Below are 16,272 nucleotides of genomic sequence, written 5' to 3'. Positions count from 1 at the left end.
TCTATGCCGATAAATGAAAAGACAGCACGACCGCAGGAATTCGCTGCGGTCGACCTGGGTTCGAACAGTTTTCATATGGTGATTGCCCGCGTTGTTGATGGCGCCATGCAGATCATTGGCCGTCTGAAACAACGCGTACATCTGGCGGATGGCCTCGACAGCAATAATATGCTGAGTGAAGAGGCTATGGAGCGCGGTCTCGCCTGTCTGTCGCTGTTCGCGGAACGCCTGCAAGGCTTTGATCCGTCAAGCGTGTGTATTGTGGGAACCCACACGTTGCGTCAGGCGCTCAACGCACCGGAGTTCCTTAAACGAGCGGAAAAGGTTATTCCCTACCCCATTGAAATCATCTCTGGTAACGAAGAAGCGCGCCTGATTTTTATGGGTGTCGAACACACGCAGCCGGAAAAAGGCCGCAAGCTGGTTATTGATATCGGCGGCGGTTCGACGGAACTGGTCATTGGCGAAGATTTTGAACCCAAACTGGTGGAAAGCCGTCGAATGGGCTGCGTCAGCTTCGCGCAGCTTTATTTTCCGGGCGGAACCATCAATGCGGAAAACTTCCAGCGCGCCCGCGTTGCAGCGACGCAGAAACTGGAAACGCTGGCCTGGCAGTTTAGAATTCAGGGCTGGGATGTCGCGCTTGGCGCATCCGGCACCATCAAAGCGGCCCACGAAGTTCTGCTGGCACTAGGGGAAAAGGATGGTTCTATCACCCCTGAGCGCCTGAAAAAACTGATTGCCGAAGTCGTGAAGTTCAAAAGCTTCGACGAGCTGAACTTACCGGGTCTGTCCGATGAACGTAAAGCGGTCTTCGCCCCAGGTCTGGCCATTCTCTGCGGGGTTTTTGACGCCCTGGCGATTAACGAGTTACGCCTCTCAGACGGTGCGCTGCGCGAAGGCGTGCTGTATGAAATGGAAGGCCGTTTCCGTCATCAGGACATCCGCAGCCGCACGGCGCAGAGCCTTGCCAATCAGTACAACATCGATCGTGAACAGGCGCGTCGCGTGCTGGAAACCACCATGCACATCTACGATCAGTGGCAGGCGCAAAACCCGAAACTCATCAACCCGCAGCTGGCGGCGCTGCTCAAATGGGCAGCCATGCTGCATGAAGTCGGTTTGAATATTAACCACAGCGGAATGCATCGTCACTCGGCTTATATTCTGCAAAACAGCGATCTGCCCGGTTATAACCAGGAACAGCAGTTGATGATGGCCACGCTGGTGCGCTATCACCGTAAAGCGATAAAGCTGGATGATTTACCGCGCTTCACGTTGTTTAAGAAAAAGCACTACCTGCCGTTAATTCAGCTCTTGCGCCTGGGGGTGTTGCTGAACAACCAGCGTCAGGCGACAACGACGCCGCCGACCCTGCGCCTCAAGACCGATGATAACCACTGGACGCTGAGCTTCCCGCATGACTGGTTCAGCCAGAATGCGCTGGTTCTGTTCGACCTGGAACGGGAACAGGAATACTGGGAGGCCGTCACCGGCTGGCGACTCAAAGTCGAAGAAGAGCAGTCACCCGGCGTGGCCGCATAGCATCAGGCCGCCTGGATCTGCCCTGGCAGATTTTCCAGCGGCTCTGGTCTGCCAATCAAATACCCCTGCAAATAATCGATACCCAGCGCAACCACTGCGCTGCGTATCTCTTCATTCTCGACGTACTCCGCCACGACCCGCATTTTTTTCATGCGCGCCAGATGGCAAATTGAGGCGACAATCTGGTAATCCAGACTGTTGGAAACGATATTGCGGATAAAACTACCGTCAATTTTCAGGATATCGGCATTCACATTTTTCAGCCGCGCATAGCTGGCATAACCGGCACCAAAATCGTCAATCGCTACGCTACAGCCCATTTTTTGCAACTGGCCGAGCGTTTGATTTGCCTGCTCCAGATTCGTTAACGAGTTACTTTCGGTAATCTCGAAGATCAACTGCCATGCCTCGACGCCATACTTTTTCAACAGGCGGGCCACATCCAGAGAAAACTGCGCCCGGCACACGGAGGCAGGCGACAGGTTAATGGCAAAACGCTGTGCGGGTAACGTTGCGCGATGAGCAGACATAAAATGCAGGACATGCTCCACAACCCAAAGGTCGATACGTGACGACAGACCAAACTCATGGGCTACCGGCAGAAAATCATCCGGGTTAATGTACTGGCCGTTCTCTTCATTCATTCGCAGCAGAATTTCGTGGTAATTATCACCGCGCATCCCGGCGATAGGCTGCACCAGCAAACTAAAGCGATTCTCCTCCAGCGCGAGCTGCAGGCGGTTCATCATATCCACTTTATCCTTGAGGCTTCGCTGAAGGTTCGCCGCCCCACGGTGCTGCAAGCTTTCCGGATGATTTGTCGCCAGCGACAGGTCCGCAATGGTACTCAGTTCGCCAAGAAGCAAGTAAAGATGCTGCACCGGCGAGCGTACATAGCAATAGCTCATACCTACCTGTGGCTGTAGCGGCATATCATCCCAGAAGAAACGAAACGCCTTAATTCGGGCATCCAGCGCGTCTATACGGCTCTGGTGCGACTGGGTGTTAAGGCGAATGGCCAGATCATGACCAGAAAGATGGTAGACACGTTCATCATCATCAAGGCTGTTTTTAAGCCAGTCCGACAGTTTTTGCTTGTACTGAATACGTAGCATCACGCCATAGTTACGCCCCAGGACTTCCAGTTCAGGCACCGTTAAATAGCAGAGCACGGACCAGGGCGAACCCGCCAGCGCACGGTTAAGGGCGCGCAGATTGGGTATCTGAACAACGGGATCAAGATAGGCAAGACGACGGGCACGGGCGTGAACATGCCGTTGCCGGGTCGCCAGTACCGATACGCAAAGAATGATAAACGAGTAGACCAGGTAGCTCGACGAGGCGATAGCCAACTGAATTTCATAAGCCTGATAGACGGGAAGATAGCGATAAAAATAGTGTACCGAAACCATCAACAGCAGCGTCCAGAGCACCGATATAAACCGGTATCCATAGCGCAACGCGCCCCACAACATGACAGGCAAGACCAGAGAGAGTGTGTAATTGGTGCTGAAAATGGAGCTATTTTCATTCAGTGGCATGAGCAAAAGAATGACCAATCCCGTCAGGATACTCAGCCAGATAACCATCTCACAGCGGGTCACTTTTGGATCGAATTCATGGCGCAGTTGCGATAACCAGCTTCGCAGATAACGCGGATGACGAACGATACGAATAACCAAATAGCACAGAGGAATGCCAGTCATAGTACCGACCAGTAATGCCTGATAATCAATCAGCAAATGAATATTCAGCGACAATATGTCAGTCTTACTAAAATCCGTGTCGTACAACGCCAGCCAGATAACGAACTCGAGAATAATCAAATAAATCGTTGACGGGCAAAAGACCTGCCAGAACATGCGTTGGGCAATAAAGGCGGAGTTTCCGTAGGCAATATTTTGCCGACGCGTAACAAAAACACGATAGCCGCCCCAACTGATCACCACGGGAATAAGTAAATGAAAAATTTGCGCGACAAGTTCAGAGATATCGTGCGTGCCGATATGCAGTACCAGTGCGAGAATCATACCGGGTAGCGCCGCCCAGCCAAAGACCACCATCAGACTGAACATCAGCGCCATTGGCAAAGAGAAAAGTACAACCGTTTCACCCGCGACATGGGTATAGGTATTCGCCAGGTTAAACAGTGGCAGCAAAAGACAAGGCAACACGAGCGGTAATGCCCACCATTTATCTTTATGCTGATGATATTTTTTCAACGAAGTCATAGATGCTCGACAAAAAACCCAATTTCCCAATGGGTATTTCAGGCAGGCATCCAACCTGACTGTAAACGCGTAAATAGCAAATGAGCGTGAATTTTAGTTCTGTAGGGCATCCAGTGATTGATGCATATCAAATAAAACTCGCCGAATTAATTAATTTTTACGCTTTTTAAAAAGAGAGGCAGATTAGCATTCATGACTTAAATACTTAATTTATTTTATATAAAATTGATTAATATTTTCCACGGGTGAAATTTTACATGGCGAAGAATTGACCTTGTCCGCACTCTGTGCCTTAATGTCAAAGTCGCCCTTTTTTGAGGGTATACCTTAAGGAACCTTTTGTGAGTCAGGCAACCCCTATGCGAAAACGACATCGATTTGACAGTCGCATGACCCGTATCGTACTTCTTATCAGCTTTATCTTTTTCTTTGGTCGTTTTATCTATTCCTCAATCGGTGCCTGGTATCATCATCAGGATAAGCTCCAGTCACAACAAGTAAGCCAACCTATCGATTCCTCTGCGCAACGCTAACGTACTGTTTTTATTCACACACGTCTTTACGTGGGATTGGTCACATCACCGCATGACGCACCATCGTCAGGATCATCACCGCGCCAAATCCGGCGAGGATCGCTCCGGCTGTGCGCTCGATAATGTGTACATATGCTGTGATACGCACCTGTACAGCGGATAATCCAATCAACGCCGCGATTGCCAGATTCCACGCCAGTACCACCAGGCTCATCCATGCGCCGGAAAAGAGCTGCTGTGGAAAGGTGACATTTGTGCCAAGAATTGAGGTCATCAGTGCCAGGTAAAAAAGCGCATTTTTGGGATTAAGCAACGCAGACCCCAGCCCAAGCAGGAACTGTTTTCGCCACGACGGGCAATCCATCCGGGTAGCGCTGAGCGCCAGGTTCTGCTTACGACTGCGTAACAGATGGCCGCCAATCCAGATTAAATACAGCGCTCCGGCAATCTCAATCAGACGAAACAGCACTGCATAATCCTGCAACAGCCGCCAGCCATACATCGCCAGCACAATATAGACCGCATTTCCCAGCGCGATCCCCGGACCAATCCCGACACTTCCCCGTAGGCGATAACGGATGGCATACCCGGCGAGCAAAAAGAAATCGGGACCGGGGCTTACCAGTGCGACAAAATGTGAAAGCGCAAGCAGTGGAAACGCGGCGGGAATAAATTCGGGTAATAGAGACATAGCGACCTCATCAGTAAAACGACGAGGTCACTTTATGGCGTTGGCCGACTTAATTATTGTCTGATATTGATCGCCCCAGCGCATACTGCCGGGGCGTGGATGAGGTAAAACTGACGAACGTACGGTGGAAGTGGCTTTGATCGGCAAAACCACTTTGATAACCCACATCGGCAATATCTCTGCCCGCCCGCAACTGCACTTTGGCAAACTCCACACGGGCATTATTAACCCAGGCTCCTGGCGTAAGCCCTGTTGCCAGCTTGAACTGGCGAATCAGCGTCTCTTTACGCAACGTGTACCGCTGTGCCAGGCAATCCAGCGACGGCGGTTGCTGAATATCGGCCAGCAGCGTCGTTTGCAGGTGGTTGCAAAATTCAGCCGGCTGCATCGCAGTTTGCAGGCCAGGCAGGCTGACAAGCAGCGCGCGTACCGCCTCTTGTAATGCCCCGACCTGGTTATCTTCCATTAGAGAAATAATGTGCATAAAGGCGGTGAAGAAGGAAGGTGTGCGTAATACGGTCTGTGCACAGTAAAGATATTCCCCCGGCGCCCCCCCCAATTGTTGCAAACACCACGCCTCATCAAGGTATAACATGTGATAACTACGTGGACGTTCTGCTGTCGGGTTGCAACTGTGCGCTTCACGGGGAGCAATCAGCACCATATCGCCCGGATAGAGGTGATATTCACGGTCGCGGCAACGCGTGAGGGTCTCGCCGTCGATAATCGCGCCAATGGATAACTGAGGGTGCTGGTGCAGTTTGTAGGCCTGTGTACTGTCTACGGTAGAACGCCATTCGATCCACGGCACACGCGAAGAGCGCCAGAAGCGTTGTTCAATATTCCGCGTTGTCATCTCCCCTTCCTCCTCACATTATTCCATCCTTCGACACAGCTACTTTTCGGCAACGCGCGTAAGCCACTCAGTATAGGCCGGACTGGTTTGCGGTGGCATATTTTGCTGCCCGGCGCTGAATTCATCTTCCATGGCGAATATTTTCCAGACCAGAGGCGCCAGTTGTGCCGCCGGGCTATTTTCCTGCGTGGCGGTGCGTAATAGTTCCAGCGTACGCGTTTTATATTCAGCCAGCACTTCTGACTGGTAATCAAAAGCTTTCCCCAGCCCGGAGAAGTACATCATTTTCGGCACTTCCGCCTGCGGCCATTGCAATGCCATATTCAGCGGCCACTCCAGCATTGTCCGCTCACCCCATACGGCGGAACGGGGCACCTGCTGGTTGGCGACCAGCGTTAACATAAAAGCCTGACCCAGTTCACCAAGATAGATATCCATCGCATCAACGGAGGGACGCGCATAGAACGTATCCAGCGGCTGAGGGTTCACCGGTCCCATTTTCGCCAGCAGACCTTGCTCCATCTTAAGCACCTGCGCTCCCAAATCAGACTGCGCTACCGTACCACTCTCAGTCGCGCATTGGGTCCGTTGAGTACAATCCCAAAGGCTGAGAGTAAGCTGCCACTGACGTTGCGGCCCCTCTCCTGAACAGCCGATCTCCCCGGTCACAAAGTATTTCATTTCTGGCGGCACAAGGTCGAACAGCCCATAACCATCAAACGGATGGGTTGAGACAACCGGCCCGATGCCCGCAGCGACCTGGACATAACAACGGGCAGCATAATCGCTCCAGTAGTGGGTTGCTTCGGCAAGATACAGAGGAATAGCACGAGTAAGACGTCCCAGGTCATCCTCACGCTGCGACTCGGACGGTGTCGCGTCATCGTCGATTTTACTCAGCACAAAGAAACCAATTGTGTTTGCCTCTTGCGGTTTCTGCCCGAAAAGCCAGTCGGCATTACACAGCCCGTACTGCCAGACAGGCTGCGTAAGGGCCAGCGTATTGATTTCCACCTCGCCCGGATCGGTGGGGGTACCTTGCGCATGCTGCTCGCGCATCGTCTGAAAGGCGCGGGCGGATTCATCCAGATACTGTTTAAGCGGCGGGTAGTCCAGCGCATACATCCGGCTCAACAGCTTTTCCCCCTCGTCGGGATTGCCCAGCTCCTGATAAGCGCGCAGCAAATTAATACCGGCCATCGGATCGTGGCGCTTTTCGTCATACACAGGGGCGATGAGTTCAACAAGCAGCGGTATTTCGCCGTTCCTACCCAGATCGCCTGAGATCATCATCAGCGAACTGCCGTCGTATTGCCCCTGCGCCAGTACGTCGTCATACAGCGCTCTGGCAGCCGCAACATTGCTATGTTCGAGGTAATAGCGCGCCAGCCAGAGTTGTGCACGCCAGGATCCGGGCAGCGCTGCAACGGTCCGCAGCCCCGCGACATATCCCGCTTCCCCTTCACGCTCCTGCTTAATACTCGCCCACCAGAGCAAGCCGTTATCGAGATTCGGATCGGCTTCAATAGCCTGCCAGAGCAGTTCCTCGGCACGGCCATCGTCACCCTTGTGAGACAAAACTTTGGCCAGATTAGTCAGCAATGTTCCCGTGGCCCCGACTTTCGCTATACCCGCCTGCAACGTGCTTTCAGCCTCGACCAGGCGTTTATTTTCCATCAGCACAATGCCCTGAATGGTATGGCTGCGTTCGGGATCGTCGTCAATCTCCACCAGACGCGAGGCAGCAGGGATAAGATCGGCGGCAAAACCATCGTTCAGGCCGCTCAGGATTGCATCATAAAGTTCTGCCGCGTTATTCCACTTTTGCGCAAGACCGGGCAGGAAAACACGGTTACGCCAGTCGTTGCGGGCGATATGTATCTCTCGCCCGTTGGCGTCCCAGGCGACAATCATCTCTTCATCTGGAACCGGGACGTGTTCTGCCTGCGTGTAGTCAGATTCCGCAGGGCCTGGGGTTTGTTCTTTTTTGCCGCTAAGAGCCGAGAGAAGTTTTTTAAACATAGTGAGCATCGTGGCGAATGAGGTGGGCTGAAGTCCGTGTTCCGATCATGATTCGCCCTTCGCTCTCGCCTTCCTCGTATCCGATGAGGCCGCAAGCGCAATATAGATAAAACGTCGATGAGCAAATCCAGGGCATACAAAGAACACTCAGCCAAAAGGTTGGCATAAAACGCCCGCCCCGTCTAATGCCTGGAATGGTGGGATAATGCGTCTGCCTGTTACAGGTTTAAGCGCCTGCACAAAATATCGTGCACATATTTTTCAATCACAATGTGGTTCTCTTTGCTTACTTGCACGACAAAAGCCTCGAGAAAATCGCGCGATGAATGGAGCGTATCTGCGACAAGACCATCGAAGTCGTCTTGGGTAAAACGGGCATTGCCAGGAAGAGTTGAACGCTGGAGCAACGTGTGTGCAATAACCTCAAGCACCGCACGTCGATAGTCATCGGAAAGCAGAACATCGAGATCGGCCTGTCGAATAGCAAACGTAAAGCTAAAACTGACAAACCCGGAATCGACGGGCAATGAATAGTTCAGTTGCTCCCCCCATTGCTCCACATGCGGTTCATATCCGTCACCCATTAAACGTACAGGCTGCATATCGCGTACTCCCTTAAATTTGATGTTGGATAGCAGAAAGCGGCGCCGGATACCCCATTAGCGACTGCCTATTACATATCATTAATCTGCTAACCCCACATAAAAAAACACCAGCAGCGCGAGGCTTACTGGTGTCTTCGATTTCAACGCTTATGAGCAGAAGCGATAGCGCTTATTTCTACTCAATGGTTTAGAAACCATCCAACATATTGCTATCAAAGCGTTTTATGACAACCATTTCCAGACGATACCGTAATAAATACCGTCAAAATGATAAAATTTATAATATTCATCATGTTGTTATGATGATTTACGAACACGCTCTCTAGATTCGTATTATTACCCTACAATACGCCTTAAGGGTTATCAGGCCATAATCAGACGCTTAAACAACAACTGCTGGATGTCCTGCCGATGGGACAGGATCGCATGCGCTGTCACTAATGCTCCCTCTACTGCATACAAAACCCGGTAACCGTCAGCGTGGTTAAATTCCAGGTACTTTGCACAGCCAATTTTCAGCAGTTCAGGGCAAATTTGGCATCCCAGCGGGAACTGAGCAACGGTACTTTCAAACTGTGTGAGAATATCGGCGATAACCGGGCGCGGCTGGACATCAACACGGCGCAGATAAGTCACTATCGTGTCGATACAGAGTTTTACAGTTAGCGTGTACTCAAAGGTAACCTGCTGCTCCATAGAAGTCCCTTAGCATTGCGTGTTCTGCGTTTAATCCGCAAGTCCATCCAGTAATTGGTCTTTTGAGAATACGCGCCCCTCAGCTTTATCTTTCTCTGACAGGGTTAGCAGTTTCAGCAACGCGATGGCGTTTTCTCGTTCCTGCTGCTGGTCATAGGACTCTATGACATAAGCAGGAACGCCATTTTGCGTCACCAGAATGGGTTCAGAGACATCCAGTGTCGCGGCGTTTTTTTTAACGTAGCTAATTGTCTCAATTTTCATTGCATATCCCGCTTATGCTCTTCATCATGCAGATGGTTTTAATATAGACCATATTCAGACCACCAGCAATAAACCATCGGTTTTGTCTTTTCTGATAAATGATCAGAGAAATAAAAAACCCTCCGTAAAAACAGAGGGTTGATTTAGTTTCTCTCTACCCGAAAGGCAGAAGGACGTTATTGCTTATTCCAGATTACGGCTGGAATCATATTCCGGTTCCGGGTCAGGGTCATGACGAAGACCTTACTAACATCGTGGTGCATTAATCAATGAGGGGCAGGTCAAATGACAAGAACGCGATAATAATCTGATCGATGCTGAGAAATGATACCGAGTATCAGATAGTTGGAAGTTAGTACCCGACCAGAAGGATTGCTGTGTACTGAAAAATGGCGATAGGTTGTACCTGCACACTCGGAACCTGACTATTATATTGGCCTCAGAGGCCGTCCAGTTGCTGAGGCGATTCTGTTCGGATTACCCATTTGCGCACAGGTTAGTATTCCTGATGCCGGATGGATGTAAACAACAACCCAAAACCAGATTCAACACTTGAAAAAACGTAGATAGTCCATAGGTGTAGTAGCTGGCTTCAGAGAAGCCAGTTTCACGCAGACATCCTTAACGGTACATCCGGCTTAGACGGAATTCAGAATGACAATATCCTGGTGTTCGATGAGTCGGGCTTTACGCATGGCGATCTCCTTCGAGGACATAATCAATATGTCGGAAGATCTCTAAAAGTGAATCATTCGATTTACAGGGGTATTTACAGTTCGTATCTTAGCAAAATCATCCCAAAACGCTCAGTAAATTAGGTGCATTGTGAATAATTTCAAAGAAACATTACTGTGGAAGATGGCCTTCGAAAGTGAGCAGGCTAAAGCCCACCAATCATCTGTTGAAGCTCTCATTGCTTCATTCACTAAAGCTAGAGAGAATGCGAGGGTTCTCGTATCAGAAATATCGATAGACCTTCCGAACTACACAGTTCATGATATAGAACATCTGGATGCCCTTTGGGAAATAAGCAGTCAAATTGTAGGGCCTAATTTTTGCATTAATCCAGTTGAAGGTTTCGTATTAGGGTGTAGTTTTCTTTTCCATGATTCTGCAATGACTATGGCAGCCTATCCGGGTGGTCTTGAAGAAATAAAAGACTCACGCGAGTGGAAACGGATATATAATAGAATCAAAGGTTCTAGTGATGGAGATATTGATAACATGTCTGTTATTGAAATATTTCTTCGAGAACAACATGCTATTCGCGCAGAAAAATTGCCTAAAGTATCATGGAAAGGAGACTCAGGTTTTCGGTACTTAATTGATGACGCAGACTCCAGAGAGAAGTTTGGCGATTTTATTGGGCAAGTAGCAGCATCTCATTGGTGGGATCATGCAAAGCTTGAAAATAGCATGCAGGATAAAATAATTCCTGCCCCATCTCCTTTTCCTAGTAGTTGGTCCATTGATCTGCTAAAACTAGCATGCGTTCTTCGTGTTGCAGATGCAGCTCAAATTGACGAACGTAGAGCTCCTGGTTTTTTACATGCACTAAGGAAAAATAGACTCTCCGACTATTCTAATCATCACTGGACTTTTCAAAACAAGCTAACTCAAGCTCAAAATCGAAATGACACTCTGTATTTTGCTGCATTACGTCCATTTCCAAAAAATGAAGCCAAAGAGTGGTGGATGTTACACGACACCCTCAAAATGATTGATAGTGAGCTAAGAAAAACTGACGATTTATTGGCTAGACGTAGGGGGAATGATTGCCGATTTTCGGCTCGCCGGGTTTCAAATATCGAGTCTGCAGCAAATCTAAAAACCTGCATCCAAACCGATGGTTGGCATCCTATTGATACTGAATTTTCAATTTCAGATATTCCACAGCTTATTGCAAACTTAGGTGGTGACCAACTTTATGGTCATGACAACATGGCAGCACTGAGAGAAATCATACAAAATGCCATGGACTCTGTGCGTCTCAGACAAATTGTAGATCCGCAAGCACCATCGCCATTGGTTGAAGTCGAGTTAATTAAAGAAAATGATTCATGTTTACTCAAGGTTAGAGATAATGGTGTAGGTATGTCTGAATTCTCCATCGTTGAAAATCTACTTTCTTTTGGGAAAAGCGGCTGGCTGAACGATACCGCTATTGGAGAGTACAACGATAACTTCCCTCATAAAAATAACGTTTCAGGTCGCTATGAAATAGGTTTTTTTTCTATTTTTATGCTTGGAAACAAAATAGAAATTAAATCTCGCCGCTTTGATTCCAGCCCTGACCAAACAAGTTTATTATCCTTTCCTGAAGGTCTCAATACTCGCCCCCTACTCTGTGGAGCTGAATACACTGATAGGATGATGGCCGGGGGAACAGAAATATCTGTTCATCTTGATATAGAAAAACTAGAGAAAGGTTTTTGGCATTCAGAAACCGAATATGAATTCTGGTCAGTATCTGAAAATGGTATAAGGACCTTAAGTGAGGCCATATCAAGGAGTTTCCCAACATCGAACGTTCCGGTAAAAGTAATAAATGGGGATATTTACGAGATAATAGATGGTCGAAATTGGGAAACTGAGCCAGTATCGGTTTTTCTTAAAAGGGTTGAGGGTGATTTGTATTCTAATGAAATTGGGGCGCCATTCGAATCTGCTGTATCATTAATCAAAGAAGTTTCAGGCGAAATTGTCGGTAGAGCATCATTATATCCTGACAGACTTTCCAACAGATACCATCCAGACAAAAGCATTTCAGGAACAATAGTTTCCCAAGGAGCAAAAATATGCACAGGTTCATTCCGAGGGGTTTTATTAGGAACACCAGTACGGGCAGCAAGAGATTTTGCATCTCTGCTAGCATCCTCAGATGCAATACAAAAATGGGCAACAGAACAAGGTTCTTTATTGCAGAAAGTTGCATCTAAAGATGAAGATCAGGAAAGTATTGCCGAACAAATTTCCTCGATCGGCGGTGATATTGGAAATTTAAAATTTTGTGAAATTGGTGGGGTATATTTTAATAAAAATGAGCTTCTTGATTTTTTGAGAAATAAAAATGAGGTGTGGGTGATTTTTAATTCCGCCGCATCCTTGGAACGACCCAAAGATAAGCCATCAAGCAGAACAGATTGTTGCATCTCAGTAGGATATGGTGTTCGTGGATTTATAAATAGCCCAATATGGGCACGTTCATTTCCGGAGTTCAAAAAACAAAAAGCATTAAATGAAATTGTTCTTGAAATTATTAGTAAAGAATTTAACATTTCGGATGATGTCATGAAAAAAATCACTAAAATTGAAGATGGTTGCTCAGTTTATAAAGCATCAGCCCCCACTTGGCAATGTGATGACGGCACTATAAGTAACATTGACGGGCAATACTTCAAACGTAACATTAGTCTTGATGACGTTGATCAATTTTTCATTCCTGAAGATCAACGAGATTATTAATTAAATTAATGGCACACAGCCTCAACGTACAAAACATCTGAAAAACAAGTCCAAACCATGGGCTTGTCTTATTGTTGTCTATAGACAACAAAAAAACCCGCATTACGCGGGCTTAGAAATGTTTAACTGCTTTTAAGCGCAGGCTGTTGCCAGACGCGAAATTATTCCCACTCAATCGTCGCTGGCGGCTTACCGCTGATGTCATACACCACGCGGGAAATACCATTCACTTCGTTGATGATACGGTTGGAAACGCGGCCGAGGAAGTCGTACGGCAGATGTGCCCAGTGCGCAGTCATAAAGTCGATGGTTTCAACGGCACGCAGAGAGACAACCCAGTCGTACTTACGGCCATCGCCCATCACGCCAACAGAGCGGACTGGCAGAAAGACGGTAAATGCCTGGCTGACTTTGTTGTACAGGTCAGCTTTGCGCAGTTCTTCAATAAAAATAGCATCTGCGCGACGCAGCAGGTAGCAGTACTCTTTCTTCACTTCGCCCAGTACGCGAACGCCAAGGCCTGGCCCCGGGAACGGATGGCGGTAAAGCATGTCGTACGGCAGGCCCAGCTCAAGGCCGATTTTACGGACTTCGTCTTTGAACAGCTCACGCAGCGGTTCAACAAGGCCCATCTTCATCTCTTTCGGCAAGCCGCCCACGTTGTGGTGAGACTTAATCACGTGTGCTTTACCGGTCGCGGACGCGGCAGATTCGATCACGTCAGGGTAGATGGTACCCTGCGCCAGCCATTTCACGTCTTCAAGTTTCAGCGCTTCTTCGTCGAAGATTTCGACAAACACACGGCCAATGATTTTGCGTTTGGCTTCCGGATCATTCTCGCCTGCCAGCTCACTCAGGAAGCGTGATTCACCTTCCACGTGAACAATGTTCAGACCGAAGTGGTCGCCGAACATGTCCATTACCTGCTCAGCTTCATTCAGACGCAGCAGACCGTTATCGACGAACACGCAGGTCAGGTTTTTACCGATCGCGCGATGTAACAGCATCGCCGTCACAGAGGAGTCAACGCCGCCGGACAGGCCGAGGATCACTTTGTCGTCGCCAACCTGCGCACGGATGCGTTCGATAGCATCGTCGATGATTTTCGCCGGAGTCCACAGGGCTTCACACTGGCAGATATCGATAACGAAACGCTCCAGCATGCGCAGACCCTGACGGGTATGGGTCACTTCCGGGTGGAACTGCACGCCGTAGAAGCGTTTTTCTTCGTTAGCCATAATGGCGAACGGGCAGGTTTCGGTGCTGGCAACGGTGACAAAGTCAGACGGAATAGCCGTCACTTTATCGCCATGGCTCATCCACACGTCCAGCAGCGGTTTACCGTCTGCGGTCAGGGAGTCTTCAATACCACGAATCAGGGCGCTGTCGGTCAGAACCTCAACCTGGGCATAACCAAATTCGCGCTCGCTGGACGCTTCAACATGGCCGCCCAACTGCATCGCCATCGTCTGCATGCCGTAGCAGACGCCAAATACGGGCACGCCGGCTTCAAATACATATTGCGGCGCGCGCGGACTGTTATCTTCGGTAGTGCTTTCCGGGCCGCCGGAAAGGATGATGCCGCTTGGGTTAAATTCACGAATCTGCGCTTCGGTGACATCCCATGCCCACAGTTCACAGTAAACACCGAGCTCACGCACGCGGCGGGCAACAAGTTGTGTGTACTGAGAACCGAAATCGAGGATAAGGATGCGATGTTTATGAATATTTTCCGTCATTGACGCTAATTCCGAGGCAAGTGAAACAAAATCGCCCGGCTTATAGCCGGGCGTGGAAACTTATCAGGAGCCCATACGGTAGTTCGGGGATTCCTTGGTGATGGTCACATCATGGACGTGGCTTTCCTGGATGCCCGCACCGCTGATACGCACGAATTCCGCTTTCGTGCGCAGCAGGTCGATGGTACCACAGCCGGTCAGCCCCATACAGGAACGCAGGCCGCCCATTTGCTGATGAATAATCTCTTTCAGGCGACCTTTATACGCCACGCGTCCTTCGATACCTTCCGGCACCAGTTTGTCAGCGGCATTATCCGTCTGGAAATAACGATCAGAGGAACCTTTGGACATCGCGCCCAGAGAACCCATACCACGGTAAGATTTGTAAGAACGCCCCTGGTAAAGTTCGATTTCGCCCGGCGACTCTTCGGTGCCCGCCAGCATAGAGCCGACCATCACCGCGGCCGCGCCAGCGGCGATCGCTTTGGCAATGTCGCCAGAGAAGCGGATACCGCCGTCAGCGATAACCGGAATACCGGTGCCTTCCAGCGCTTCAACCGCGTCTGAAACAGCTGTAATCTGCGGAACACCCACACCGGTAACGATACGGGTAGTACAGATAGAGCCAGGGCCAATACCGACTTTCACAGCGCTGCAACCGGCTTCCGCCAGCGCACGTGCGCCTGCGCCCGTCGCGACGTTACCGCCAATGATTTGCAGATCCGGGTATTTTGCACGGGTTTCACGAATGCGTTGCAGAACGCCCTCGGAATGGCCATGAGAGGAGTCAATCAGCAGAACGTCAACGCCTGCCGCAACCAGCGCATCAACACGCTCTTCGTTACCTGCGCCGGCGCCAACCGCAGCACCGACGCGAAGACGGCCCTGCTCGTCTTTACAGGCGTTCGGTTTACGTTCCGCTTTCTGGAAGTCTTTGACGGTAATCATGCCGAGCAGACGGAATTTGTCGTCAACAACCAGCGCTTTCTCAACGCGTTTTTCGTGCATTTTCGCAAACACAACTTCACGCGCTTCGCCTTCGCGAACGGTAACCAGACGCTCTTTCGGCGTCATGTATACGCTAACAGGCTGGTTCAGGTCGGTGACAAAGCGAACATCACGACCGGTAATGATACCCACCAGTGAATTGTCTTCGGCAACCACCGGATAACCAGCGAAACCGTTACGCTCGGTCAGTTCTTTCACTTCGCGCAGAGTAGTGGTTGGCAGGACGGTTTGAGGATCTTTAACCACGCCGGACTCGTGTTTTTTAACACGGCGGACTTCCTCAGCCTGGCGTTCGATGGACATGTTTTTATGAATAAAGCCAATGCCGCCTTCCTGTGCCAGGGCAATTGCCAGGCGCGCTTCCGTAACGGTGTCCATTGCTGCGGAGAGCATCGGAATATTCAGACGAATGGTCTTAGTGAGCTGAGTGCTCAAATCGGCAGTATTCGGCAGAACGGTGGAGTGAGCGGGAACGAGGAGGACGTCGTCAAACGTCAGGGCTTCTTTAGCGATACGTAGCATGGGCAATATCTCTGACCTGGGTGGTTAAATATTGCCGTGGCATTATACAGAGCGTAACCGATTGCTTCCACATTTTTTTGCGAAAAATACTTGCG

The 16,272-nt window shown here is 49.7% G+C and carries 12 protein-coding genes; 3 read left to right on the top strand and 9 right to left on the bottom strand.

The genetic code is table 11. The features are described from left to right. Positions 1–3: 3 nt before the first annotated feature. Complete coding sequence (gene ppx, locus AB182_RS06045) at positions 4–1,545, top strand: exopolyphosphatase (RefSeq protein ID WP_047369307.1); 1,542 nt, start codon at positions 4–6, stop codon at positions 1,543–1,545. Positions 1,546–1,547: 2 nt separating this feature from the next. Here the strand turns inward: ppx and AB182_RS06040 are convergent, their stop codons facing one another. Then, the gene (locus AB182_RS06040; RefSeq protein ID WP_047369306.1) at positions 1,548–3,776 is read right to left on the bottom strand and encodes a sensor domain-containing phosphodiesterase; all 2,229 of its coding nucleotides are present in this window, start codon (positions 3,774–3,776) and stop codon (positions 1,548–1,550) included. 341 nt (positions 3,777–4,117) lie between these two features. Here AB182_RS06040 and AB182_RS30290 point away from each other — a divergent pair, with 341 nt between their 5' ends. Then, positions 4,118–4,309: a YfgG family protein gene (locus AB182_RS30290; protein ID WP_064572410.1), complete on the top strand. Its 192-nt coding sequence runs from the start codon at positions 4,118–4,120 to the stop codon at positions 4,307–4,309. Positions 4,310–4,349: 40 nt separating this feature from the next. Here the strand turns inward: AB182_RS30290 and AB182_RS06035 are convergent, their stop codons facing one another. From AB182_RS06035 to AB182_RS06010, 6 genes are all read right to left on the bottom strand, one after another. Then, the gene (locus AB182_RS06035; protein WP_047369305.1) at positions 4,350–5,000 is read right to left on the bottom strand and encodes a LysE family translocator; all 651 of its coding nucleotides are present in this window, start codon (positions 4,998–5,000) and stop codon (positions 4,350–4,352) included. A gap of 49 nt (positions 5,001–5,049) precedes the next feature. Beyond that, entirely contained in the window at positions 5,050–5,856 is an 807-nt protein-coding gene (locus AB182_RS06030; RefSeq protein ID WP_047369304.1) for an AraC family transcriptional regulator, read from the bottom strand. Positions 5,857–5,895: 39 nt separating this feature from the next. Next, positions 5,896–7,878 carry a tetratricopeptide repeat protein gene (locus tag AB182_RS06025; RefSeq protein WP_047369303.1) on the bottom strand — a complete coding sequence of 661 codons (1,983 nt, stop codon included), beginning with the start codon at positions 7,876–7,878 and terminating at the stop codon, positions 5,896–5,898. A gap of 218 nt (positions 7,879–8,096) precedes the next feature. Continuing rightward, positions 8,097–8,480, bottom strand: coding sequence for a hypothetical protein (locus tag AB182_RS06020; protein WP_047369302.1), 384 nt, complete (start codon positions 8,478–8,480; stop codon positions 8,097–8,099). 366 nt (positions 8,481–8,846) lie between these two features. After that, on the bottom strand, positions 8,847–9,179 hold the full coding sequence (locus tag AB182_RS06015; RefSeq protein ID WP_047369301.1) for a type II toxin-antitoxin system RelE/ParE family toxin: 333 nt from the start codon (positions 9,177–9,179) through the stop codon (positions 8,847–8,849). A gap of 30 nt (positions 9,180–9,209) precedes the next feature. Continuing rightward, positions 9,210–9,443 carry a type II toxin-antitoxin system Phd/YefM family antitoxin gene (locus AB182_RS06010; RefSeq protein ID WP_047369300.1) on the bottom strand — a complete coding sequence of 78 codons (234 nt, stop codon included), beginning with the start codon at positions 9,441–9,443 and terminating at the stop codon, positions 9,210–9,212. 825 nt (positions 9,444–10,268) lie between these two features. Between AB182_RS06010 and AB182_RS06005 the strand changes: the two genes are divergently transcribed. Continuing rightward, positions 10,269–12,908, top strand: a complete 2,640-nt coding sequence (locus AB182_RS06005) for an HD domain-containing protein (protein ID WP_139153692.1) — start codon at positions 10,269–10,271, stop codon at positions 12,906–12,908. Between the two features lie 161 nt (positions 12,909–13,069). Here AB182_RS06005 and guaA read toward each other — a convergent pair whose 3' ends face one another. Further along, positions 13,070–14,647 carry a glutamine-hydrolyzing GMP synthase gene (gene guaA, locus AB182_RS06000; protein WP_047369298.1) on the bottom strand — a complete coding sequence of 526 codons (1,578 nt, stop codon included), beginning with the start codon at positions 14,645–14,647 and terminating at the stop codon, positions 13,070–13,072. A 63-nt stretch (positions 14,648–14,710) separates the two neighbouring features. Beyond that, complete coding sequence (guaB, locus tag AB182_RS05995; RefSeq protein WP_039079791.1) at positions 14,711–16,177, bottom strand: IMP dehydrogenase; 1,467 nt, start codon at positions 16,175–16,177, stop codon at positions 14,711–14,713. Between the last annotated feature and the right edge of the window lie 95 nt (positions 16,178–16,272).

Source organism: Phytobacter ursingii (assembly GCF_001022135.1).
Taxonomy (GTDB): Bacteria; Pseudomonadota; Gammaproteobacteria; order Enterobacterales; family Enterobacteriaceae; genus Phytobacter; species Phytobacter ursingii.
This window is presented reverse-complemented; position numbering and strand designations above follow the sequence as displayed.